23 protein-coding genes, 2 tRNA genes and 1 rRNA gene are annotated in these 21,622 nt (G+C 36.4%); 6 read left to right on the top strand and 20 right to left on the bottom strand.

The genetic code is table 11. The features are described from left to right. Nucleotides 1-272 precede the first annotated feature (272 nt). The 7 genes from ABDZ63_RS04030 to ABDZ63_RS04000 form a co-directional block, all read right to left on the bottom strand. Nucleotides 273-2,534, bottom strand: coding sequence for a phage/plasmid primase, P4 family (locus ABDZ63_RS04030; RefSeq protein ID WP_343781949.1), 2,262 nt, complete (start codon nt 2,532-2,534; stop codon nt 273-275). 112 nt (nt 2,535-2,646) lie between these two features. Next, nucleotides 2,647-2,955, bottom strand: coding sequence for a hypothetical protein (locus ABDZ63_RS04025; protein WP_343781948.1), 309 nt, complete (start codon nt 2,953-2,955; stop codon nt 2,647-2,649). Between the two features lie 12 nt (nt 2,956-2,967). Further along, complete coding sequence (locus ABDZ63_RS04020; RefSeq protein ID WP_343781947.1) at nt 2,968-3,561, bottom strand: hypothetical protein; 594 nt, start codon at nt 3,559-3,561, stop codon at nt 2,968-2,970. A gap of 11 nt (nt 3,562-3,572) precedes the next feature. Further along, the gene (locus ABDZ63_RS04015) at nt 3,573-3,725 is read right to left on the bottom strand and encodes a hypothetical protein (protein ID WP_343781944.1); all 153 of its coding nucleotides are present in this window, start codon (nt 3,723-3,725) and stop codon (nt 3,573-3,575) included. Next, entirely contained in the window at nt 3,712-3,930 is a 219-nt protein-coding gene (locus ABDZ63_RS04010) for a hypothetical protein (protein ID WP_343781943.1), read from the bottom strand. Before ABDZ63_RS04010 ends, ABDZ63_RS04015 begins: the two co-directional genes overlap by 14 nt. A gap of 178 nt (nt 3,931-4,108) precedes the next feature. After that, a complete protein-coding gene (locus ABDZ63_RS04005; protein WP_343781942.1) occupies nt 4,109-4,420 on the bottom strand; it encodes a helix-turn-helix domain-containing protein in 312 nt (103 codons plus the stop codon). 13 nt (nt 4,421-4,433) lie between these two features. Next, nucleotides 4,434-4,691, bottom strand: coding sequence for a helix-turn-helix transcriptional regulator (locus tag ABDZ63_RS04000; protein WP_343781941.1), 258 nt, complete (start codon nt 4,689-4,691; stop codon nt 4,434-4,436). Nucleotides 4,692-4,828: 137 nt separating this feature from the next. On the opposite strand from ABDZ63_RS04000, the gene ABDZ63_RS03995 reads away from it, so the two are divergent. Together ABDZ63_RS03995 and ABDZ63_RS03990 are read left to right on the top strand one after the other, a co-directional pair. Further along, complete coding sequence (locus ABDZ63_RS03995; RefSeq protein WP_343781940.1) at nt 4,829-5,407, top strand: helix-turn-helix domain-containing protein; 579 nt, start codon at nt 4,829-4,831, stop codon at nt 5,405-5,407. Nucleotides 5,408-5,409: 2 nt separating this feature from the next. After that, nucleotides 5,410-6,609, top strand: a complete 1,200-nt coding sequence (locus ABDZ63_RS03990; protein WP_343781939.1) for a site-specific integrase — start codon at nt 5,410-5,412, stop codon at nt 6,607-6,609. Between the two features lie 58 nt (nt 6,610-6,667). Here ABDZ63_RS03990 and groL read toward each other — a convergent pair whose 3' ends face one another. Both groL and groES read right to left on the bottom strand, forming a co-directional pair. Then, nucleotides 6,668-8,299 (bottom strand): chaperonin GroEL, encoded by a 1,632-nt coding sequence (gene groL, locus ABDZ63_RS03985; RefSeq protein ID WP_343781937.1) that lies wholly within the window; start codon nt 8,297-8,299, stop codon nt 6,668-6,670. A 46-nt stretch (nt 8,300-8,345) separates the two neighbouring features. Beyond that, the gene (gene groES / locus ABDZ63_RS03980) at nt 8,346-8,630 is read right to left on the bottom strand and encodes a co-chaperone GroES (RefSeq protein ID WP_343781936.1); all 285 of its coding nucleotides are present in this window, start codon (nt 8,628-8,630) and stop codon (nt 8,346-8,348) included. Between the two features lie 205 nt (nt 8,631-8,835). On the opposite strand from groES, the gene ABDZ63_RS03975 reads away from it, so the two are divergent. The 3 genes from ABDZ63_RS03975 to ABDZ63_RS03965 all read left to right on the top strand — a co-directional run bounded on the left by ABDZ63_RS03975 (nt 8,836) and on the right by ABDZ63_RS03965 (nt 11,348). Next, the gene (locus tag ABDZ63_RS03975) at nt 8,836-9,546 is read left to right on the top strand and encodes a CPBP family intramembrane glutamic endopeptidase (protein ID WP_343781934.1); all 711 of its coding nucleotides are present in this window, start codon (nt 8,836-8,838) and stop codon (nt 9,544-9,546) included. 3 nt (nt 9,547-9,549) lie between these two features. Continuing rightward, a complete protein-coding gene (locus ABDZ63_RS03970; protein WP_343781933.1) occupies nt 9,550-9,747 on the top strand; it encodes a YdiK family protein in 198 nt (65 codons plus the stop codon). Nucleotides 9,748-9,971: 224 nt separating this feature from the next. Further along, nucleotides 9,972-11,348, top strand: coding sequence for an alanine/glycine:cation symporter family protein (locus ABDZ63_RS03965; RefSeq protein ID WP_343781932.1), 1,377 nt, complete (start codon nt 9,972-9,974; stop codon nt 11,346-11,348). Nucleotides 11,349-11,503: 155 nt separating this feature from the next. Here ABDZ63_RS03965 and ABDZ63_RS03960 read toward each other — a convergent pair whose 3' ends face one another. The 3 genes from ABDZ63_RS03960 to ABDZ63_RS03950 form a co-directional block, all read right to left on the bottom strand. Further along, nucleotides 11,504-12,163, bottom strand: coding sequence for an SOS response-associated peptidase (locus ABDZ63_RS03960; RefSeq protein WP_343781931.1), 660 nt, complete (start codon nt 12,161-12,163; stop codon nt 11,504-11,506). 6 nt (nt 12,164-12,169) lie between these two features. After that, on the bottom strand, nt 12,170-13,570 hold the full coding sequence (locus ABDZ63_RS03955) for a DHA2 family efflux MFS transporter permease subunit (RefSeq protein ID WP_343781930.1): 1,401 nt from the start codon (nt 13,568-13,570) through the stop codon (nt 12,170-12,172). 131 nt (nt 13,571-13,701) lie between these two features. Next, nucleotides 13,702-14,325: a redox-sensing transcriptional repressor Rex gene (locus ABDZ63_RS03950; RefSeq protein ID WP_343781929.1), complete on the bottom strand. Its 624-nt coding sequence runs from the start codon at nt 14,323-14,325 to the stop codon at nt 13,702-13,704. A 98-nt stretch (nt 14,326-14,423) separates the two neighbouring features. Here ABDZ63_RS03950 and ABDZ63_RS03945 point away from each other — a divergent pair, with 98 nt between their 5' ends. After that, nucleotides 14,424-16,376, top strand: a complete 1,953-nt coding sequence (locus ABDZ63_RS03945) for an ABC-F family ATP-binding cassette domain-containing protein (RefSeq protein ID WP_343781928.1) — start codon at nt 14,424-14,426, stop codon at nt 16,374-16,376. A gap of 227 nt (nt 16,377-16,603) precedes the next feature. On the opposite strand, the gene tsaD is transcribed toward ABDZ63_RS03945, so the two are convergent. From tsaD to rrf, 8 genes are all read right to left on the bottom strand, one after another. Continuing rightward, nucleotides 16,604-17,614 (bottom strand): tRNA (adenosine(37)-N6)-threonylcarbamoyltransferase complex transferase subunit TsaD, encoded by a 1,011-nt coding sequence (tsaD, locus tag ABDZ63_RS03940; protein ID WP_343781927.1) that lies wholly within the window; start codon nt 17,612-17,614, stop codon nt 16,604-16,606. Further along, nucleotides 17,611-18,090, bottom strand: coding sequence for a ribosomal protein S18-alanine N-acetyltransferase (rimI, locus tag ABDZ63_RS03935; protein ID WP_343781926.1), 480 nt, complete (start codon nt 18,088-18,090; stop codon nt 17,611-17,613). Before rimI ends, tsaD begins: the two co-directional genes overlap by 4 nt. Then, nucleotides 18,063-18,758, bottom strand: coding sequence for a tRNA (adenosine(37)-N6)-threonylcarbamoyltransferase complex dimerization subunit type 1 TsaB (tsaB, locus tag ABDZ63_RS03930; protein ID WP_343781925.1), 696 nt, complete (start codon nt 18,756-18,758; stop codon nt 18,063-18,065). The genes rimI and tsaB overlap by 28 nt, the downstream gene beginning before the upstream one ends. Continuing rightward, entirely contained in the window at nt 18,755-19,204 is a 450-nt protein-coding gene (gene tsaE, locus ABDZ63_RS03925) for a tRNA (adenosine(37)-N6)-threonylcarbamoyltransferase complex ATPase subunit type 1 TsaE (RefSeq protein WP_343781924.1), read from the bottom strand. The genes tsaB and tsaE overlap by 4 nt, the downstream gene beginning before the upstream one ends. A gap of 16 nt (nt 19,205-19,220) precedes the next feature. Continuing rightward, a complete protein-coding gene (gene thiL / locus ABDZ63_RS03920; protein WP_343781923.1) occupies nt 19,221-20,180 on the bottom strand; it encodes a thiamine-phosphate kinase in 960 nt (319 codons plus the stop codon). A gap of 472 nt (nt 20,181-20,652) precedes the next feature. Further along, nucleotides 20,653-20,729: transfer RNA gene (locus tag ABDZ63_RS03915), tRNA-Asp, on the bottom strand. Between the two features lie 151 nt (nt 20,730-20,880). Further along, nucleotides 20,881-20,957 (bottom strand) — tRNA-Met (locus ABDZ63_RS03910). Nucleotides 20,958-21,366: 409 nt separating this feature from the next. After that, nucleotides 21,367-21,482, bottom strand: a 5S ribosomal RNA gene (rrf, locus tag ABDZ63_RS03905). Nucleotides 21,483-21,622: the final 140 nt, after the last annotated feature.

The following is a 21,622-nucleotide window of genomic DNA, read 5'->3' as shown; positions in this document are numbered from 1 at the left end:
TTTGTATTTTGTAACTCAACTTGTAACTGAATGAATATATCTCGGTTACGTGTTTAAATCCACACTGTGTAAAGGATTGAACCTATTTTGTAACTTGTAACTGAAAAAACAACTTTATTTTATATTTTTAATACATGCACCTTTTATATGACTTATTTTTTATATTTCAATATGCTACTTTTCCAGTTACTCGGTTACAAATTCCCCTTAAATACTTGGTAATATAACGATTGTGGATGTAACTGAAACATAAAATCTCGGTTACAACTCGGTTACTCGGTTACAATCTTTTTATATGACTTGTCCGGCGTTTGTGGGCTACGAATATCAAAGGTAAATAAATCGCCTAGGTACATTTGTAAATATTCGGTATCAAATCTATTTTGTGAATCTGAATCCCAATCTTTACCAAGATGCTTGTTAAACTGATGATGAAATTGCCTATTAGATAAGGGTTTGAACCCATTTTCATTACAAAACTGTTTATAAAAGTCATATACAAGATATTTCGGTACTTCCGGGATATGCCATACATCAAATACTGAATACTTGAAATCAAGAACCGGATCATTATCTTGTTTGAAAATCTCTAATTCTTGCTTAGATGCTTCCGGTATATCAAACCTTTCAAAGTCCATATTAATTGCTTTATATAGAACATATTGCAACACTTTTTCATCCTTGATATATTCATCCTTGATTTTGAAATTCTCTTTTGTACCGTTAAAATCTGCATTAAATGGCACTATCAAAACACGTCTTATTGTTCCTTGCGTTTTGTTCCTAAATTTCGGCATACCGTTTGTTGATTGAATTACACTACATCTAAAAGCGGTATTATATGGCTGTTTGTTCTTAAATTCTACGGATACCACATCACCTGTTGCTACACTGTTAAAATTGGATGAATCATCTATATAAACATTAGCAGGTACATCATCACCAATAATGGCGGTTTTACCCTCAATTACACTAAGCCGGAAGCGTTCTTCAAATTCATTAACCTTTAATGTTGCAATGTTCTTGATGCCTATTAAATTGGTTATTAGTTCTTGAAACGTTCCCTTTCCGTTGTTTCCATCCCCTACAAGAAAGATTGCTTTTTTTCGTGAATAGTTACCGTTTAAGGAATCATTTATAACCTGCCATAACAGATTAACTATTTCTTCATCACCACAAGCAATAGATCCTAACCAGCTTTCTATATCCCATCCATCAATAACCGGATGAAAAGGGCTTTCTACATAAGGTGTGGATATTTTAGTAGTGAATACATATTCCGGGCTAAACGGTTCAAGCTGTTTAGTTTCAAGGTTGAATATCCCGTTTTTAACTGGTATCAAATATCTTGAAATAGTAGGCTCTCTTACTTCTGCATTATTGGTTAAATGATAAATGACTTCATCTGCTTTATTACTGTTTAGCTTAGGTTCTAACCAAGATATAACTCTTTTCATAAGTGTAGTATTCCTAGTGTAAACCCCCTCATGTGGCTGATACATTGCAACCCTTGTATTTTCTTCAAGGTCAAACAATATAAAATCCACATATTCCGGCAATATTATGGCGCAACTTAAAGGGCTTAGCATAGTCGGCTTTCTTCCTTTTGCCCCATCTAATTCCCATTCTTGCTGCATCCTTTCCAGTTCCTCAAATCGCCTAGCCTGTAATACTTTCTTTAAATCTGTATTTGATGAATTTTTAACATGTAACTTAAAATCTTGCTTCTGATAAGTCGCTGTAAGGTCATTTATTGCCCTTTCTATTGTTCTGGCCATATAGTCTGCTCTGTCTGACTTCTCACGATAAAGCCCACTATCAAGGAATATCCTTTCAATCTGTGCAGCATCCTGCGTATAAAATGCCAACATGTTACATAGTGCCTGGTCTGCTTCTGAATGACTTCCATAAGCTGATATATCCCCATTCATCAAAGCCTTAAATTTATCGTTATTCTTAGCGTGATGGGCTATCTTTAATATTTCTTCATCTGACATAGGCGGTGATTGTTGAACATGTTCCTTGTGTTCGGTTTCCTTGTTTGGAAAGTACATACTATATAAATAATCAATGTTCATTTGATTTTCATTTATTTCTAATGGTGTATTTTCCAAGTGATTGCCTGTTGTAACTATGAAGCGTTCTTTATCATACATTTCAAAGCCTTTTTTTGAGTTTTTGGAACGATTACCGGGCTTACTACCTTTTACGAAAATATGAAGCCCTGTTCCGCTCTGTGATATTTCTGTATAGCTGTTTACTGATTCTACAATGCTTTTAGCTTCTTTTGTAATAACGCCATTTATGATGCAATCATCAAGATCTATCACTGTATATGGATCATGTTCAGATATGAAATATCCTACATGGTTGCTGTTATTAATAGCATCTTCGTAACTTGTCCAGGTACTTACATCTGTGGAGGATGCCCTTTCCCCATTCGTTTGATACGGTGCTTTATTATGGCTCAAAGCCCACTGATTACGGTTTATTATTTCATTCGGTATTACATTTTTTTCTGTGATTGTTTGCAAGAAGCATCACCTCCAAGCTGTATTTTTCTTGCGTTCTTTGGTATAATAGAAATAGAATATTTTTATATGAAGTGGTGCATATGGGCGGCAACCCTGCACCACATCCAAGCTGTTACCCTTGATTCTTTGAATTAGGGGTATTTTCTTTTTCTATAAAATGTTCGGGAATAAATTCTGTACTTGCTAGTTCAAGCCCCAACTCTTTAAGTGATACGTTTAACTGTTCTCTATCCCATTTCCATGCTTCTGCATCATCAATTGCAGGTCTACCATGTTCTAACTTAAATTTCTTGTGTGCTCTTTCTAATGAACGCTTATTTTCGCTTTCCGGTGTTGCCCAATTCAATTCTACAAATGGATAACTATGCGACTTTTCCGGGCTGATTGCATTTGCTACCTTTCTTCTAATGTTTTTTATCATCTGTATAACCTCCTATTTAACTAACTCTAATTTATTTGTTTTAAAACCTATCGCCTGTGGCTTTCCATTCCTTACATACATTGCTTCACCTTTAGTGTTTTTAAATGTGTTAGGTGTTTCCATGCCTTGTGCTGCCATAAACTCCTCAAACATATCAATATGCCCCTCATGCTGTCTTAAATGGCTTAAACTTATTACACTTTTTACAAAAAATCTGTGTATATCCTTGTTCATGTATTCCCCTAAAAGCATTAGCACGTTATCACCTATTGGCTTGTTTAGATCCAATGTATTTACATATTCCATTGATGAATAATAATCTTTTATTTCGTATTTATATCCTTTAAAGTCTTTGTCCACCGGGAACATGTTCATAAATTCATTCGGTGTTAGCTGTTTGATTAATTCTTTTAATGCTGAAATTGTGTTAAATATTGCCAAGTCATCATCATGTGTTTTAGTTTCCGGGCTTCCATTGACTACTTTTACACCATAGAAGATAACCTGTTTAAAATTGTCGTCTATAACATTTTCTTGAAAGTAATGTGTTACTTTTTTATTAAATGCTTTTAGGTATAGTGGATACCTTTCTTTATTACCTGTCATTTATTGACCTCCTAAAATGTAATAAGTTTATATGTGAATATGGCTAAGAATGTTAGTAAAAAGCCAAGTGTTCCATAGAACCATAAATAATCGCTTATTGGTGCTGATTCCCCTGTTACCTCGTCATATAAAAAATAGCTATCAATTTTTCTAAGTAGTTTCATTTGGCATAACCTCCCAACTTCCACAATTTTTAAAACCTATTGGTTTCAAGTCTTTTATGTCGTGATCTATTTCCAATTCTTTTAAGAATCGTGATGCTGCAATAAGTGCCTTGCCTTTAATTGTTTTCTTGTCTGTACTTTCTGTAAATACTGGTACAGTTAGGCTGCGGCTTGGTGCTTCTACAAGACATTCATACTTAATCATTGCTACACCTCCTATTTGTATCTTGAAAATGCTTGTATGCCTTTCTTGATATGCTTATCTGAATAAAATCCCTTATAAGCGCTGTGTACACAATTCTTACTGCAAAAGGTAGAACCGCTATTATTTAACCTGTAATATGTTTGATTCTTCTTTATGGGATTTCCACAATCTGTACAGATCATTGGCTTACCTCCTTTAATCTGTTAAAGAATTTTATATCATTGTTTGTGGATGTCATGCTTGCTGTCATATCATCAAGGAAAGCATCTACTTCTGACTGTTTAAAAAGATACTTGCTGCCTACCTTGTAATATTTCAAGCCATTTTTTATTAATCTATCTTCAATTACTGGCTTGCTTATATTCAAATACTCGGCTAATTCGTTATATGTCATGAAATATTTTTGTTTTGCCAACTCGTCCACACGTTCATTAATTGCTTTTTCTAACATTTCATTGACGGTATTTTCATCCACCTGGACATTAAACAACTGCATCACCCCCTTAAGTTACTTTTTCTTTATCACTGGATTCAATATCAAACAAATCTGTCATTTCTTCCCCCAATGTGGAAGCAATTTTATTTGCAGTTCTTACTGATGGATTATATTTGCCGGATAAAATACTGATAAAGTACGAATAAGAAATGTCGGCTTGTTCTGAAAAACCTTTTAAGTCATTTCCATCCATAGCAATTAACATTCTAATTTTACGGCTATCTTTAAGGGATAAAGTTATCATTTTCAACACTTCTCCTTTCATTGAAATTCAATTGATAATTTTATAATACATCATTAGCAATTAAATTGCAATAGAATATCAATAATTTATTGTTTTTATCAATGAAAATGGGTACAATATGATTAAATAACCGCTTTGAGAAAGGAAGTGCATTAAATATGGAATTAAATTCATTAGGAGATTATTTGTACCAATATCGTGCTAAAAACAAGTTAAGCGTTCAAAACTTGCATGAAATAACTGGTGTTTCGCAACCTTATTTATCACAAATTGAAAGCGGTGGTAAAACACCTTCAAGAAAAGTAGTGGATAGGATAGCCCGGGGAATATCCAATAATGATGGGATTGATATTAAAGAGATCCATAATAAATTATTAAGATTAGCAGGATATAGTGAAATTAACTATGTAGATTCATTTTTTGATTTACTTGATACACCAAGCTTAAATAGGTTCAATATAAAATCAGATGATGGGATAATTGCTCAAACTGCATACGATTTCCCTGTAAATGATTTATACTTTCATTTAACAGATGAACATAATACAAAAATGTTTAAAACGGTTAAATTAGATGATGATGATAGGAAATTTATAGAAGAAATGATAAAAGCATATTTAATCAATAAAAATAAAGCATATAAAGAATATGATGAAGATGAAGAAGATTATTATAATAACGTACTGGAATTGTTGGGAACTAAAAAAATGACCTATAACATTAAAAAGGATAAATAACAATGGCATATATCTATAAGCGTGGCAAAAAATGGGCTTATCGTGCTTATGCCGGTAAAAATCCCATCACTGGTAATGATAAACAAGTAAGTAAATCGGGATTTTTAACAAAGAAAGATGCACAACTAGCAGCGGCAATGTTTGAAAGGCAATTCCACAAAGGGGAATATATAGAACCATCTGCATTAACTTTTGAGGATCTAACTAAGGAATGGGAAAAACATTACAGTGTGGATGCTAAGGAAAGTAGTGTAAGGGCAAGGAATAAGGCTCTTAAGCATGCTATTGCCAAGTTTGGCAACGATTCAATACAAAGTATCAATAAGCAAGAATACCAAGCTTTCATAGATGAAATAAGTAAGAAGTTTAGCAGGAATTATGTTTCAAGTATCCACACAAGCGCAAATATGGTATTCGAGTATGCTCATGGCATTAACTTAATTCAAGGCATCCCTACTGAAAAAATAAGGCTACCAAAGAAGAAAAAGACTGTCCATGATATAGAAAATGAATCCATTCGGGATAAGTTCCTTGAAAAAGAGGAATTAGAAGAATTTCTATTAATGGCTAAAAATAATGGCTTAGAAAGTGATCTATTACTGTTTACCACATTGGCATATACTGGCTTGCGTATAGGGGAATTGCTTGCGCTTAAATGGTCTGATATTGATTTTGAAGCCCACACATTAAGAGTATCAAAAACATACTACAATCCCAATAACAACAAGAAAGCATATCAATTACTTACACCTAAAACAGATAAGTCTATAAGAACAATAACCATTGATGAAATTGTTGTCAATCTGTTACTTGAACATAAACATGAACAAGATGAAATCAAGAAAGAAAATGAACCATTCTACAAGGATGAAAGCTTTATTTTTGCGACTAACGAGGGATACCCTAAAACAATAAGGCTTGTGGGCATGCGTATGGAAAGGCTGCTTAATATGACTAATAAAGGTAAAAAGGATGATGAAAAGAAGTATGTTACACCCCATTCATTCCGGCATACTCACACATCTTTATTAATTGAAGCTAACGTACACATTAAAGAGATCCAAGAACGTTTAGGGCATAGTGATATTAATACCACAATGGATATATATGCACACATGACAAAGGGAATAAAAAAAGAAGCTTCCACAAGGTTTAGTAACCTCATGGAAAGCCTCTCTAAAAACATTTACGATAAAACATGAACAAAAACATGAACATGTTATTTTAAAAGCCTGTCACACCAATGGTTGATGGGCTGTTTTACATCATGCCCGGCATGCCGCCGCCCATTGCGCCCATGTCAGGTGCGCCTCCATCACTTTCGTCTGGGTGGTCTGCAACTACCGCTTCAGTTGTTAGGAACATTGCTGCAACGGATGCTGCATTTTGTAGTGCTGAACGCGTTACTTTTGTTGGGTCAACGATGCCGTTTTCAACCATGTTTACCCACTCGCCAGATGCTGCGTTAAAGCCAGTTCCAATGTCTTCACCTTTTAGACGCTCTACAATAATTGAACCTTCAAGGCCTGCGTTGTGTGCGATTTGGCGTACTGGCTCTTCTAGTGCGCGAAGAACGATGCTTGCACCTGTTGCTTCGTCACCTTCTAATGCTAAGCCAGCAACTTTACTGTAAATATTGACTAGTGCAGTACCACCACCAGCAACAATACCTTCTTCAACTGCTGCGCGGGTTGAGTTTAGTGCGTCTTCAATACGTAGCTTTTTCTCTTTCATTTCTGTTTCTGTAGCTGCACCGACTTTAACTACTGCTACACCTCCAGATAATTTCGCTAGACGCTCTTGTAGCTTTTCTTTATCAAAGTCAGAAGTTGATTCTTCTAATTGTGCACGTAGTTGATTCACGCGACCTGCTAGTTTGTCAGGGTCGCCAGCACCTTCTACAACTGTTGTATTTTCTTTTGTGACAACAACTTTAGATGCACGACCTAATTGGTCAATTGTAGCGCTCTTAAGATCTAAGCCTAGGTCTTCAGTAATCACTTCTGCACCGGTTAATGTCGCAATATCTTCTAGCATTGCTTTACGGCGATCACCAAAACCAGGCGCCTTAACTGCTACTGCATTGAACGTTCCGCGAAGCTTATTCACAACTAATGTTGCAAGTGCTTCACCTTCAACATCATCAGCAATAATTAATACAGGCTTGCTTTGTTGTACTACTTGTTCTAATACTGGAAGAACTTCTTGGATGTTAGAAATCTTCTTATCAGTAATTAAGATATATGGATCTTCTAATTCTGCTTCCATCTTGTCTTGGTCAGTGACCATGTATGGAGAAGCGTAGCCACGGTCAAATTGCATACCCTCTACTACTTCTAACTCCGTGTTAAAACCTTTAGACTCTTCAATTGTAATAACACCATCGTTACCTACACGCTCCATTGCCTCAGCGATTAGTGAGCCAACTTCTTCGTCAGATGCAGAAATAGAAGCAACTTGTGAGATTGATTCTCTACCTTCGATTGGGTTTGAGATTTTACGTAGTTCATCAGTTGCTAGTTCTGTCGCTTTTTCAATACCACGACGGATTCCAACTGGGTTTGCACCTGAAGTAACGTTTTTTAAACCTTCACGAATCATTGCTTGTGCTAATACTGTTGCCGTCGTTGTACCATCACCAGCAATTTCATTAGTCTTAGAAGCTACTTCTGATACTAATTGTGCACCCATATTTTCAAAATGGTCTTCGAGTTCGATTTCCTTTGCAATCGTTACACCATCATTAGTAATAAGTGGTGAACCGAATTTCTTATCTAATACAACGTTACGTCCTTTTGGCCCTAACGTTACTTTTACTGCATCAGCTAGAGCGTCAACACCTCGTAGCATAGAACCGCGTGCGTCTTCACTAAACTTGATCTCTTTAGCCATGATCAATACCCTCCTCGAATGTTTTAATCTCTATTAGCAGATTGTATTACTGGACAACTGCTAAAATATCACTTTCACGTAGTACTAAGTATTCTTTGCCATCTTTCTCTACTTCTGTTCCAGCAAACTTAGAATAGATGACACTATCGCCTTCACTCACTTCTAAGGAAACCTTCTCGCCATTGTCAGTTACTCGTCCTGAACCAACAGCTACTACTTTACCTTCTTGAGGCTTTTCTTTTGCAGAATCAGGTAATACAATTCCGCTTGTTGTTGTTTCTTCTTGTTCTACAACTTCTACAATTACGCGATCTCCTAGTGGTTTTAACATGATCAAAACCTCCTCTGAATTATGTTGAAGATGATTATTAGCACTTAACAATGGTGAGTGCTAATTCCAATTATTATAATAATGAATCACGAAATTTTTTGCAAGTAAAAACCATAAAATTTTTGTTTCTACAAATTAATTAGTATAGAATAGCTTTTAGATACTAAAATGGTTATAGCAGATTTATTAGAAAGGGACGATTATAGTGCCAAGAAGATATTGGGGAATACTAATTGTATATATTGTAGCACAGTTGCTACCAGGGATTATTTTAATCAATATGCATTACCCAGAGAATCCACCGATTGATGATATGGTATATTGGACAATCGGTAGTATGGCTATTGCGACGTTATGGATTGTTTATTTATTAAGAAAAGATATTGCCGAAGTGAATATGCGAAGCGGACCAACAACTGGTGAAATTGTGAAATGGTCGATTATTGGTGTGTTTTTAGCTTATGCTGTTCAAATCGTAGCTAATATGATTAATATTTACGTATTAGGAATTGAACAAAGCTCAGAAAACACCCAAAGTATTATGGAAATTATTGATGAAAACATTTGGTTTATTTTATTACCGATTATTTTCGCTCCGATTTTAGAAGAGATTATTTTCCGTAAAATTATTTTCGGAGAACTTTATAAGCGGATGAACTTTATCTTTGCCGGTATCATATCGGCGTTAATTTTTGCAGCGGTACACATGGACTTTACGTTCATTTTAACTTATACTGCTATGGGGTTTGCTTTTGCTTACCTTTATGTCAAAACAAAGCGGATCATCGTACCAATCATTGCACATATGGCAATGAACACGATTGTCGTTTTAATCCAGCTTAACGTTGATATTGAAAAATTAGAAAGACAACTAGAAGAAATAGAAAACACAATGATGATATTCTTTGGAGGATAACTTATGAAATTATCACCACTCGTTTTAGCTTGGGTATATATACTAATGGGTGTCCTGTTTGTTTATATTGCCATTCAATATGCTGATGAAACTGTTTGGAACACGGCAACTGTCATATTTGCGATCATCGCATCTATCGATTTTGGAGTAGCGATTAGGTTAATAGGTGTTCATAATGCGATGAAAAAACAACAAAAGTAATAGACCAAAACCGCGACGTATTTAACGTTGCGGTTTTTTATATTGTAGAGCTTTTTTACTATAGTCTAGTAATTTGAAAGCATATATAACGTTTTAATGAATAATAATTAAACAACCTCTATATGTTTGATAAATTTAAATTTTCAGAATTAATCTTGTCTTATCTACAAATGTTTATTATGATTAACATATTAGAGGATAAAATTTTACAAGGGAGGAATACGATGGAGGAGAAAGTGATTGAATGGCTAGGAATAGCTGGTGATATCGTTTGGGGACCTTGGTTATTGATTCTATTAGTGGGTACTGGTATCTTCCTAACCATTAGACTTAGTTTTCTACAATTTAAGACATTGCCTTATGCATTAAAACTATCATTTAGTCCAAAACGTCAGGATAAAAAGTCGGAAGGAGACATCTCTCACTTCCAAGCCCTAACAACAGCACTTGCTGCGACGATTGGTACTGGTAACATTGCTGGTGTTGCAACAGCAGTTGTTCTTGGTGGTCCTGGTGCTGTATTTTGGATGTGGATTTCAGCTTTATTCGGTATGGCAACGAAATATGCCGAGGCTATTCTTGCTGTTAAGTACCGTGTTAAAGAGCCTAGCGGGAAAATGGCTGGAGGTCCAATGTACTATATTGAAAAAGGGCTGAAGCTTAAATGGTTAGCAGTTCTATTTGCAGTCTTTGGTGCTATTGCTGCTTTTGGAATCGGTAACATGGTACAGTCTAACTCCGTATCAGATGTTTTAGATGACACATTTAGTGTACCTGTTGCTGCAACTGGTATTGTACTAACCATACTAGCAGGTCTTGTTATTCTTGGTGGTATTAAGAGTATTGGTAAAGTAACAGCTTATATCGTCCCTTTTATGGCATTATTCTATGTAATAGGTGGATTAATCATTTTATTTACGAACTTAGAAATGGCTGGTCAAGCAATTTCTTTCATCTTCACTGATGCCTTTACTGGTGAAGCTGTCGCAGGTGGTGCGATCGGTGCTGTAATCCGCTGGGGTGTTGCACGTGGTGTATTCTCAAACGAAGCTGGTTTAGGTTCTGCTCCTATTGCGGCAGCTGCAGCTAGAACAGATTACCCTGGTCGACAAGCGTTAGTATCCATGACACAAGTATTTATCGACACCATCGTAGTTTGTACGATTACAGGTGTTACAATTGTTATGGCAGATATGTACATGTCAGGTGAAGAAGGTGCAAGCTTAACTTCACAATCATTTGAGTTCTTCTTAGGGCCAACAGGTGCTATGATCGTATCGATTGGATTAGTATTCTTTGCTTTCTCAACGATTCTCGGTTGGTCTTACTACGGTGAGAAATGTTTCGGTTACTTAACGAAACACCGTGGTTTAACAAGCTACCGAATTGTGTTTATCCTATTTATCTTCTTAGGTGCTGTCGTTCAGTTAGATGTAGTGTGGTCATTCGCTGATGTGATGAACGGCTTAATGGCTGTACCTAACTTAATTGGATTGCTCCTACTCTCAGGTGTTGTTGTGAATGAGACACGGAAATTTATCAAAGTTCGAGAACAAGAAAAACAAGCTGAAAAGTCAGGTGCACCTCCGACTGAGTCATAAGTGGTTTTAAAAGTAGAAAAAGGTGACAACGGACATTTCCGTTAGTCACCTTTTTTGTTATTGGGGTGATGAGATGTTTGGAGGTTAGGAGGATTAATCGGCGCTTGTGATTATTTATCAGCGTTCTCACATTTTTATCAGCGCTCGAATATCCATTACACTCTTTCAATACAAGTCTCATCATTATTTCTTGGACTATTCACATACGTACTAACTTCATAGTGCTTAAGCGGAATATCAGAAAGTTCGTGAACCCATTTCTTTACTTCGCTCGGGTCTTTTGCTTCAAAATTAATCCATTCTTGCTCATATTCTCGAGGTAGAATAACAGGCATTCGATGATGAATCGAATCTATGTCTTGATTAGCTTGTTTCGTTAAAATTGTACAACTAATCATGTCTCCCTTCTCACTCTTCCAGCGGTCCCACAAACCAGCAAAAGCGAAATACTCATTATTTGGAGCATAGATTCGAACCGGCTTCTTCTCTTTGCCTTCCTTCTTCCACTCATAAAAACTATCGGCTAAGATCAGACAACGCCGCTTCGCCATTAACCTTTTAAAGCTCGGCTTTTCATCAGCTGTTTCTAATCTAGCATTAATCATTTTTGAGCGCATGCTTTCATCCTTCGCCCAAGAAGGGATCAACCCCCAACTCATCTTTCCTAATCGATTAGATTCCCCATCATGTACAACGGCTAATACACCTTGAGTTGGTGCGATGTTATAACTCGGTAGCCAGTCGACTTCTCCTTTAGCATTATATTGTTGTTTTAAGTAATTCTCTCCAACAGTTAACGTAAAACGGCCACACATTACTAATCACTCCTCTTTATCTTCAACACCTTTCATCTTAAAGGCGGCAGGAATAGCTAGTGCAATGATAACAGCTGCGATAATAAAGGCTTCATTAATAGCTTGTAATGTAGCTTCTTCAATAGAATACTCATCTAATAAAATCATATGTCCTCTTCTAAGTTCATAATAAACTGAGAAAAATACAATGCCTAATGAAGAGGAGAATTGACGAATTAAATTATTCATCGCCGAGCCTTGTGCTACTAGGTGGTCTGGGATTTTATTCATACCAGCAGTTGTCGCTGGCATATTACCAAAGCCTAAACCTGCCCCGTGAATGATGTTAATAACAACAATAACCCAAAAGGCGGTTGTTAATTCAACAAAACCAAACGCTAAACTGGCACTTGATAATATAATTAACCCCGTTGGTATGACGACTCTTGGACCTTTTTTATCTAGGAGCTTGCCACCAACATTCATAAACAGCCCACTAGCTAAAGCACTCGGCAGAAAGATCAACCCTGTTGCGATCATACCAAGCTCGAACGCTTCTTGGATTAAATATGGGAGTAAGAATAAGCTTGAGAATAACCCAATAGAAGCAGCTGATGTGACTAGGATTGAATAGCGATAAGTTTTTATTTTAAATACGCGTAAATCTAATAATGGCTGGTCTTTTCTTAATTCATATTTAATAAAGACAACGATTAAGATCACACCAACCACTAAAAGTAGACCATTGCTTAAGCTCATTAACGCATCCGGGTCACGACCTTGAGCAAGGACATATAAGAGAGAGCCTACTCCAATTGTTACCATAATAAATCCGATGTAATCAAATTTAATATTTGGGTTTGATTGAGTCGGTTTTAAATATTTAATGGAAAAGAATAAGCTTAACAACGCAAATGGTAAATTAACTAAAAATAGAAAGATCCAGTTAAAGTTCTCAGCAATCACACCACCAATTGTCGGACCAATAGCTGGGGCGATCATCACTGATATACCATATGTACCAACAGCGAAACCACGCTCATTCTTTGGAAAAGCGTTAAAGATTAATGCCATCGCATTCGGCATCATTAAACCACCCGCAACACCTTGAATTGCACGGGCGATAATTATCATGCTTAATGTTTGTGATAACGCACCTAGAATTGAAGCCAAAGTAAATAACAAAACACCGATAATATAGATCGTCTTCTTACCAAAACGATCACCTAAATATCCTGTTAATGGCATTGTCATTCCCATTGCAATCATAAAGATGGTTAAAATCCAACTAACCCCAACAGCATCAGAATCAAATATGTGCATAAACTCCGGCAATACAGGATTTAACATACTATTATTTAAGATTACAGTGAAAGTTCCAAATAAAACAGATAGTACTACTAACCATTTATTAGCTAATTTACTCATCATTCGTTTCCCCTTAGATAGTTCGTCTCACGAATAATTGTACTCCTTTTGGCAGTCAATTGGAAGGTTTTATCTAAGAATGTTTCATGCATTATATTGAACTACCAAAAAAGAGAGGGGTTGCATCCTCTCTAGTTTTTCAAAAAATATATTAATGACTGTAATTCTACTGATAAGTCAATGTGGTGCACGCGTACAGAATCTGGTACAGACAAACGTGCTGGTGTGAAATTTAAGATTCCTTCGATGCCTGATGTTACCACTCGTTCTGTCATTTCATCAGCTACATGCATCGGCACTGTTAAAATAGCGACACTAATATCAGTGCGCTTTAATTCTTTCTCTAAATCATTAACACTATAAATCGGAACGCCACCAATGGTCGTTCCAATCTTATCATCATTTGTATCAAAGGCAATCTCGATTTTCGTATTATTATTTTTAATAAAATTGTAGTTCAGTAAAGCTGTTCCTAAATTACCGACTCCGATTAAAGCTACACGGGCAATCTCATCTTGATCTAACGTTTTTCTAAAGAAATAAATTAAATGTTGTATATCATAACCGTATCCTTTACGCCCTAACTCACCAAAGTATGAAAAATCTTTACGAATCGTAGCAGGGTCTACTTTAAGTGCTTCACTTAACTCTTTAGATGAAATGCGTTGCTTGCCTTGTTGGTTTAAATTATTTAGATGTCGATAATAAAGTGGTAACCGTTTTGCTGTTGCTTGTGGTATTTTATTTTCATCCATCGTTTAAGGTTCTTCCTTTCTAAATGCCATTTAAAAACGTAGAACATTGCTTTATGATATGACTATAAGATAAACTGTTCACATTGAGGTGAATAAACATGATTGTAATGCAATTGAATGATATAGGTAAATCTTTTGGTGCTGATCCTATTTTATCGAAAATTAAAATAGAAGTACATCACCAAGACCGAATTGCGATTGTCGGTCGAAATGGTGCAGGTAAATCCACGATCCTTCAAATTATGGCAGGTCAAATCCCTTATGATGAAGGTGACTTATTTAAGCCTAAAGATGTCTCAGTAGGATATCTTGCTCAGCACACTGGATTAGACTCTGAACGCTCCATTTGGGATGAGATGTCAAAAGTATTTAAAGATATTATCGCTTTAGAAAAAGAATTACGTGAATTAGAAGAACAAATGGCAAATCCAGATGTTATTGAAAGCCATGAAACCTATGAGCAATTACTCCATACGTACGATGAAAAACAAAACCAATTCCAATCAATGGGCGGCTTTCAATATGAAGCTGATATCCACTCCGTCTTACAAGGGCTAAACTTTGGTAATTTCGACTTTAATACACCCATTAATGATTTAAGTGGTGGGCAGAAAACCCGCTTAGCTTTAGGTAAGCTGCTACTAGCTAAACCGAACATTTTAATATTAGATGAGCCAACAAACCATTTAGATATCAACACATTGAATTGGTTAGAATCTTACTTGAAGAATTACGACGGTGCTGTTGTGATCGTCTCACACGACCGCTACTTTTTAGATCAAACTGTCAATATTGTTTACGAAGTCGCTTTTCAATCTTCTAAGAAATATCATGGTAACTATAGCTATTTCTTGGAAAAAAGAGCTGAAGATTACGAACTGCAAAAGAAGCAGTATGAAAAACAGCAAGGTGAAATTAAACGTTTAGAAGACTTCGTACAGCGTAACATTGCCCGTGATTCTACAAGTAATCGAGCTAAGTCTAAACGTAAACAACTTGATAAAATGGAACGAATTGATCATCCTGATTTAGATGATGCTTCGGCTAAATTTTCATTTGAAATCAAACAAAAGAGTGGTAATGACGTTTTAAAGGTAGAGAATTTACTAGCAAAATACGGTCCACTAGATCAACCCATTTTCCAAAATGTATCATTTCGAGTTAATAGAGGTGATCGAATCGCAATTGTAGGACCAAATGGTGTTGGGAAGACAACCTTACTCAAAGCCATTCTTAAACGTATGGAATTTGTTGATGGTGAAGTCCAAATAGGAACTAATGTTGACTTCGGCTATTATGACCAAGAACAATCAACTTTAAACCGGTCCAAAACAGCTTTAAATGAGTTGTGGGATGACTATCCACTCATGCCTGAGAAAGATGTTCGAACAGTATTAGGTAACTTTTTATTCTCAGGTGATGATGTATTAAAAACTGTCGGAATGTTAAGTGGTGGTGAAAAGGCTCGAGTTCTATTGGCTAAATTGATGTTGAAAAAATCGAATGTATTAATAATGGACGAGCCGACTAACCACCTTGATTTAGATAGTAAGGAAGTTTTAGAAGCAGCTTTAGCTAACTTTCCTGGAACGATCATTTACGTATCACACGATCGTTACTTTATTAACCGAATTGCCACACAAGTTATGGAAATGACACATCATCGTGTTAGAACTTTCCTTGGTGATTATGATTATTACCTTGAAAAAATCCAGGAAGAAGAAGAACTAAAAGCAATGGAAGCTTTAAAACAACAACCTCAAGAAGAAGATCAATCAGGGAAAACCCAATTTGAACAAGACAAACAGCTTAAACGTGAGATTAGGAAAGTTGAAAGACGAATTAATATGATTGAAGAAGAAATTCAAGCGCATGAACAAATTATCGAAGAACAAGAAGCTAAGATGGCAGACCCTGATATAACAGGTGATTATTCACAATTACAAGAAATCAACCAAACGATTAAGGAACAACAACAATCATTGGAGAAATTAATGGAAGAATGGGAATCATTGCAAGAAGAGCTTGAAAGTTATGAACAAGAAGCATAACCAATCTAGGTGTGCTTCTTGTTTTTTTAGAGCTACTTACCCATAGGCCTAAGTAATATTTTATCCACGGAATTTTTGTTGACAAATCAAGTTTTGCACATAGTTATTAACAAAATCCACAAGATGATAGTTATTTATCCACAGGTTTTATGCACAAGTTCACAACTTGGTAAATTAATATTTATAAAAACTTATGCACAGTACTGTGCATAAGTTGTGGAGAATTATCACATCATTAACCCTGGATTTGCATTTAGATCTAATGAAGCATAGTTTTGTTGATGATACTTAATTGAAGCTTTGGCCCCGATCATCGCTGCATTATCTGTACATAAATATAAAGGTGGAATCGCTAATTCTACATCTGTATCAGCAAATCGCCGCTCCATTCGCCTGCGTAACGTTTGGTTTGCAGATACACCACCAGCGACAATTAGCTGTTTTACATTATAATCCACAGCCGCTTGATAGGTTTTATCCACTAATACATCAATCACACTCTCTTGAAATGATGCAGCAACATTCTCACGGTCTATTTCATCACCTTTTTGTCTTAGTTGATGTAATTTGTTAATGACGGATGTTTTAAGTCCACTAAAACTAAAATCATAAGAGCCTTCTTCTAAATAAGAACGGGGAAATTGATATGTATCCTCACCTAATTGAGCTAAACGGTCGATTTGTGGCCCACCTGGATAAGGTAAGTTTAGTGCCTTTGCTACTTTATCATAGGCTTCACCTGCTGCATCATCACGGGTTTCGCCAATAATTTCATATTCTCCGTGTTGCTCCATATAAATTAACTCTGTATGCCCACCTGATACGACTAATGATAATAACGGGAATTCAAACTCCTTCTCTAATCGGTTCGCATAAATATGACCTGCGATATGATGCACACCAATTACAGGCTTCCCATGGGCATAAGCTAGTGCTTTAGCTGCGTTAACACCAACTAATAAAGCACCAACAAGGCCTGGGCCTTCTGTTACCGCGACAGCATCAATATCGTCAATTGACACATCAGCCTCGTATAAAGCTTGTTCCATGACGATTGTAATTTGTTCAATATGGTGTCTTGAAGCAACTTCTGGTACTACCCCACCAAACTTTTGATGAATCTCCATTTGTGTTGCAACAACGTTTGATCGAAGCTTCGTTCCACCTTGAACAACTGCAGCCGCTGTTTCATCACAGCTTGTTTCTATTGCTAAAATTAATTCATTCTTTTCACTCATATTAATTTCACCCACATTACATATGCATCTTCTTGGTCTGGATAATAATTCTCACGTGTTGCGACTACTTCTAATCCAAACTTTTGATATATTTTTTGAGCTACATGGTTTGATTCGCGAACTTCTAATGTTAATTCTTCAGCACCAAACCGTTTAGTTAACTTCATCATTTGATTAAATAATGTCTCACCATATTGGTTACCTCGCTCATCAGGAAGAACCGCAATGTTTGTTATTTGTGCAGATTCCATAACAATCCACACGCCACAATACGCAACTACTCGCCCGGCTTTTTCCATAACTAGGTAATGAGAGAACCGATTTTTAATCAAATCAAATTCAAAATCCTCTCTTTTCCAAGGTGATTGAAATGAAGCTAATTCAACACTCATGACCTCATCTAAGTCATCTAATTCCATTTTCCGAATAATCGCTTGGTCCATCTTCTTTACCTTTTTTGATTCTGCTCTAACCATTTCGCTTCTGCCTCCACCATTCGATGATATTGCGGCTTTAATTCATGAACTGGTGTTGGGTCACACTCAAGTGCCAAAGAAGCTAAAACACCAGCCTTTGGAAAATTTAACGAATGCTTAATAAGAATAGCATGTTCGCCTAATTTGTCTTTAATAATATGATCAAAACTATGGTCAGTCGAACTAATAAACCAAATCGGTTCATTTAAAGCTTTTAATTCATCTAACCATTCTTCCATAGCTGTATTAAAATCATCTTCAACTTGCTCAATCTTCCCCTGTGTTGCTTTATATAAGCCTGTATATACATTACCCCTTCTAGCGTCAAAGAAAGGGCAAATATAGCTATTGTGATACATTAAATTAGCTGCTAGCATTTCTAAACTAGAAATCGCAACAATAGGAAGGTTTAATGTCCAAGCTAAAGTTTTAGCTGTCGTCATCCCAATTCGAAGCCCAGTATAAGAACCCGGACCTTCTGCAACAGCTATTAAGTTAAGATCTTTCGGGAGTAAGCCGGCCTGATTTAAAATATAATCAATAGCTGGCATTAACTGAATAGAATGATTGCGTTTTACATTAACCGTTAATTCCGCGGCTAATTGCTGATCTTTTAACAAAGCAACACTCATCGGTTGGTTGGAAGTATCTATTGCTAACACATTCATAATTGAATCCCCTTGCATAATTCTTTAAAATGTTCACCGTGAGGAATTAGCGTGATCTCGCGGGTCTGTTCATCAATTTTTTCAATCACGATCTCTAACCGTTCTACAGGGATAAAGTCTCTAATAAAGCTAGACCATTCAATGACCGTCACACCTTCAGCATTAAAATAATCATCAAACCCAATATCCTCATCACTATCTTCTAATCGATATACATCCATATGGTAAAAAGGCAGCTGCCCTTTATATTCTTTGACTATTGTATAGGTAGGACTATTTACAGTTCGTTTAACGCCTAAACCTTTAGCTAAACCTTTTGTAAAAGTTGTCTTACCAGCACCTAAATCACCATCCAAAGTTAAAACATCATTAGGTTTTAACTTATTAGCAATTTGATTAGCAACTAACTGTGTTTGTTCTTCATTTTCTGTTTTATATTTATACATATTACTCACCTATAAACTAAGAATGTTCATAACCTTCCCGATCTAATACAATATCTCGTTCTTCTTCACGAAGTTTCACTGTTGGCCTCTCACCAGCCTGCATTCTGACTTGTCCAATTGATGTGATCGGAATATTAAACTGATGACATGCATCTTCTAGCTGTACCCAAGCTTCTTTTGAACAAGTACCAACTAGCTCAAAATCCTCTCCTGCTGATAAGACTAGTTCCCTTAACCAATCCTCTTGTAAGGTCGCCATATCTGTATGAACCGGTAGCTGGCTATAATTAATCGTAATATCAACAGATGAAGCTTCAGCTATTTCATTTAGTTCAGTTGATATTCCATCACTAATATCATTTAAGCTCAATCGGTCAATACGACTAGACGCTTGGATAAAATGATATCGTGGAACTGGTCTTTTATGACGATTAATAAAATAGCTATCTGGCTCCTTTTTTTCTAACAAATGAAGGCCATAACCCGACTCACCTAAATAACCAGTTACAAAAACAAGATCTCCTAATTCAGCTTGTGACCTTAAACGCTTTTGGTTTGAAAGGACTGAACCAAATGCCGTAATAGAAATCATTAATTGGTCAGAAGAAGTCGTATCACCACCAATTAAATCCATGTTAAATGATTTCGCTAAGCCTTGCATGCCATTATAAAGTTGGCTAATATCCTCTTTTGTATACTGAGTTGGAACACTAATTGTGACTATATAATATAAAGGTGTACTTCCCATTGCGCACAAATCACTAACATTCGCCGCTAATACGCGATGACCAACATCATGAAAGGACATATAGTCTAATGAAAAATGAACCCCCTCAACCATAGCATCAGCAACTACAACTAACTCATGTCCATTAGGAGGTTTTATAACTGCTCCATCATCACCAATCCCCTTCACTACAGAGCTTTGCTTGTAAAAAGAGGGAGTAATTTGTTTAATAAAATCAAACTCTTTCATGACTAAAGCCTCCAAGTCAAGACAGTATATTTGTATCATAGCAAATAATGACGATTAAAGGAAATATTCGATTGTTTTGTTAGAGTTAAGTTAATTAGATTTAATGAACGAAGATTTGAGAAGTGATTACAATAAAAAGCTTTTATAAAATTACTGAAATTTTGGTTCTAAATCAAATGTTACGGTGCTTTTTTACAAGGCACCTTGTATTAAAATGTTATGATATATACCCTCTTGAGTCGGGTCCGTAGTTGTCAGGTGATCCGATTACGGTGGACGGTTCCATCAAAGGGCAGAAGTGCAACATCGCCTTATAAAAATAAAAGGCGTTCTGTAGCCCCACTTTTATCTCTAACTTCAAATTGTACCTTTAGTCAAACACAAATATTGTGTAGAGCCACTACTAATTAAAAGGCAATTAAAAAACCTTGTGAAATAATTTCACAAGGTACTGAATGGTCTGAAATAAAAATGGCGGTCCGGACGGGACTCGAACCCGCGACCTCCTGCGTGACAGGCAGGCATTCTAACCAACTGAACTACCGGACCTATATTTTATATTTAAGGTAATATTTAAATTTGATTGCAACACATAGTAGTATTTCGACGAAGATATTGTAATATAATTTGGTTGCAACCTGGGTTGCTCCCGATATCACCTTACATAGTTGTATTTCGACGAAGATATTGTAATATAATTTGGTTGCGGGGGCAGGATTTGAACCTACGACCTCCGGGTTATGAGCCCGACGAGCTACCAGACTGCTCCACCCCGCGATATTGACTGCAGTTCTTTTAAAATAGAACCCAGACTATAATAAGTTTAATCCCTACGACTGCTCGTCGCGTTGCAAATATTTTCATTGAAGTCTACGCTCCTCGCAAACCTGCGAAGATGTTTTTCAATGTAGCGGGTTTGCTCCACCCCGCGATATTGACTGTGGTTCTTTTAAATAGAACCCAGACTATAATAAGTTTAATCCCTACGACTGCTCGTCGCGTTGCAAGTATTTTCATTGAAGTCTACGCTCCTCGCAAACCTGCGAAGATGTTTTTCAATGTAGCGGGTTTGCTCCACCCCGCGATATTGACTGCGGTTCTTTTAGTTCAGAACCCAGGCTATATAAGTTTAATTCCTACGACTGCAGTTCAATTAATTAAAACCCAGTCTATTAGAGATTAAACTGCCCGGCGGTGTCCTACTCTCACAGGGGAAAAACCCCAACTACCATCGGCGCTAGAGAGCTTAACTGCTGTGTTCGGCATGGGAACAGGTGTGACCTCTCTGCCATAACCACCGGACAAATCATTATATCAGATTAATTGAAGGTCCAATACCTTCAAAACTAGATAAGAATCAACCAAAGCCGAATACGTGTTTTATCACTTGATTTAAGTTAAGTCCTCGATCGATTAGTATCCGTCAGCTCCACGTGTCACCA

Source organism: Alkalibacillus silvisoli (genome assembly GCF_039521975.1).
GTDB classification, from domain to species: Bacteria; Bacillota; Bacilli; order Bacillales; family Alkalibacillaceae; genus Alkalibacillus; species Alkalibacillus silvisoli.
This window is presented reverse-complemented; position numbering and strand designations above follow the sequence as displayed.

Excerpts from the sequence above, each read along its gene's own strand:
- ABDZ63_RS04020 (WP_343781947.1), bottom strand. The coding sequence starts at position 3,561 with ATGACAGGTAATAAAGAAAGGTATCCACTATACCTAAAAGCATTTAAT.
- ABDZ63_RS03965 (WP_343781932.1), top strand. The coding sequence starts at position 9,972 with ATGGAGGAGAAAGTGATTGAATGGCTAGGAATAGCTGGTGATATCGTT.
- ABDZ63_RS04015 (WP_343781944.1), bottom strand. The coding sequence starts at position 3,725 with ATGAAACTACTTAGAAAAATTGATAGCTATTTTTTATATGACGAGGTA.
- tsaB (WP_343781925.1), bottom strand. The coding sequence starts at position 18,758 with ATGAATGTGTTAGCAATAGATACTTCCAACCAACCGATGAGTGTTGCT.
- ABDZ63_RS03945 (WP_343781928.1), top strand. The coding sequence starts at position 14,424 with ATGATTGTAATGCAATTGAATGATATAGGTAAATCTTTTGGTGCTGAT.
- ABDZ63_RS04010 (WP_343781943.1), bottom strand. The coding sequence starts at position 3,930 with ATGATTAAGTATGAATGTCTTGTAGAAGCACCAAGCCGCAGCCTAACT.
- tsaD (WP_343781927.1), bottom strand. The coding sequence starts at position 17,614 with ATGAGTGAAAAGAATGAATTAATTTTAGCAATAGAAACAAGCTGTGAT.
- groL (WP_343781937.1), bottom strand. The coding sequence starts at position 8,299 with ATGGCTAAAGAGATCAAGTTTAGTGAAGACGCACGCGGTTCTATGCTA.
- ABDZ63_RS04025 (WP_343781948.1), bottom strand. The coding sequence starts at position 2,955 with ATGATAAAAAACATTAGAAGAAAGGTAGCAAATGCAATCAGCCCGGAA.
- ABDZ63_RS03995 (WP_343781940.1), top strand. The coding sequence starts at position 4,829 with ATGGAATTAAATTCATTAGGAGATTATTTGTACCAATATCGTGCTAAA.
- ABDZ63_RS04000 (WP_343781941.1), bottom strand. The coding sequence starts at position 4,691 with ATGAAAGGAGAAGTGTTGAAAATGATAACTTTATCCCTTAAAGATAGC.
- ABDZ63_RS03970 (WP_343781933.1), top strand. The coding sequence starts at position 9,550 with ATGAAATTATCACCACTCGTTTTAGCTTGGGTATATATACTAATGGGT.
- ABDZ63_RS03990 (WP_343781939.1), top strand. The coding sequence starts at position 5,410 with ATGGCATATATCTATAAGCGTGGCAAAAAATGGGCTTATCGTGCTTAT.
- ABDZ63_RS03950 (WP_343781929.1), bottom strand. The coding sequence starts at position 14,325 with ATGGATGAAAATAAAATACCACAAGCAACAGCAAAACGGTTACCACTT.
- ABDZ63_RS03960 (WP_343781931.1), bottom strand. The coding sequence starts at position 12,163 with ATGTGTGGCCGTTTTACGTTAACTGTTGGAGAGAATTACTTAAAACAA.
- thiL (WP_343781923.1), bottom strand. The coding sequence starts at position 20,180 with ATGAAAGAGTTTGATTTTATTAAACAAATTACTCCCTCTTTTTACAAG.
- tsaE (WP_343781924.1), bottom strand. The coding sequence starts at position 19,204 with ATGTATAAATATAAAACAGAAAATGAAGAACAAACACAGTTAGTTGCT.
- ABDZ63_RS03955 (WP_343781930.1), bottom strand. The coding sequence starts at position 13,570 with ATGAGTAAATTAGCTAATAAATGGTTAGTAGTACTATCTGTTTTATTT.
- rimI (WP_343781926.1), bottom strand. The coding sequence starts at position 18,090 with ATGGTTAGAGCAGAATCAAAAAAGGTAAAGAAGATGGACCAAGCGATT.
- groES (WP_343781936.1), bottom strand. The coding sequence starts at position 8,630 with ATGTTAAAACCACTAGGAGATCGCGTAATTGTAGAAGTTGTAGAACAA.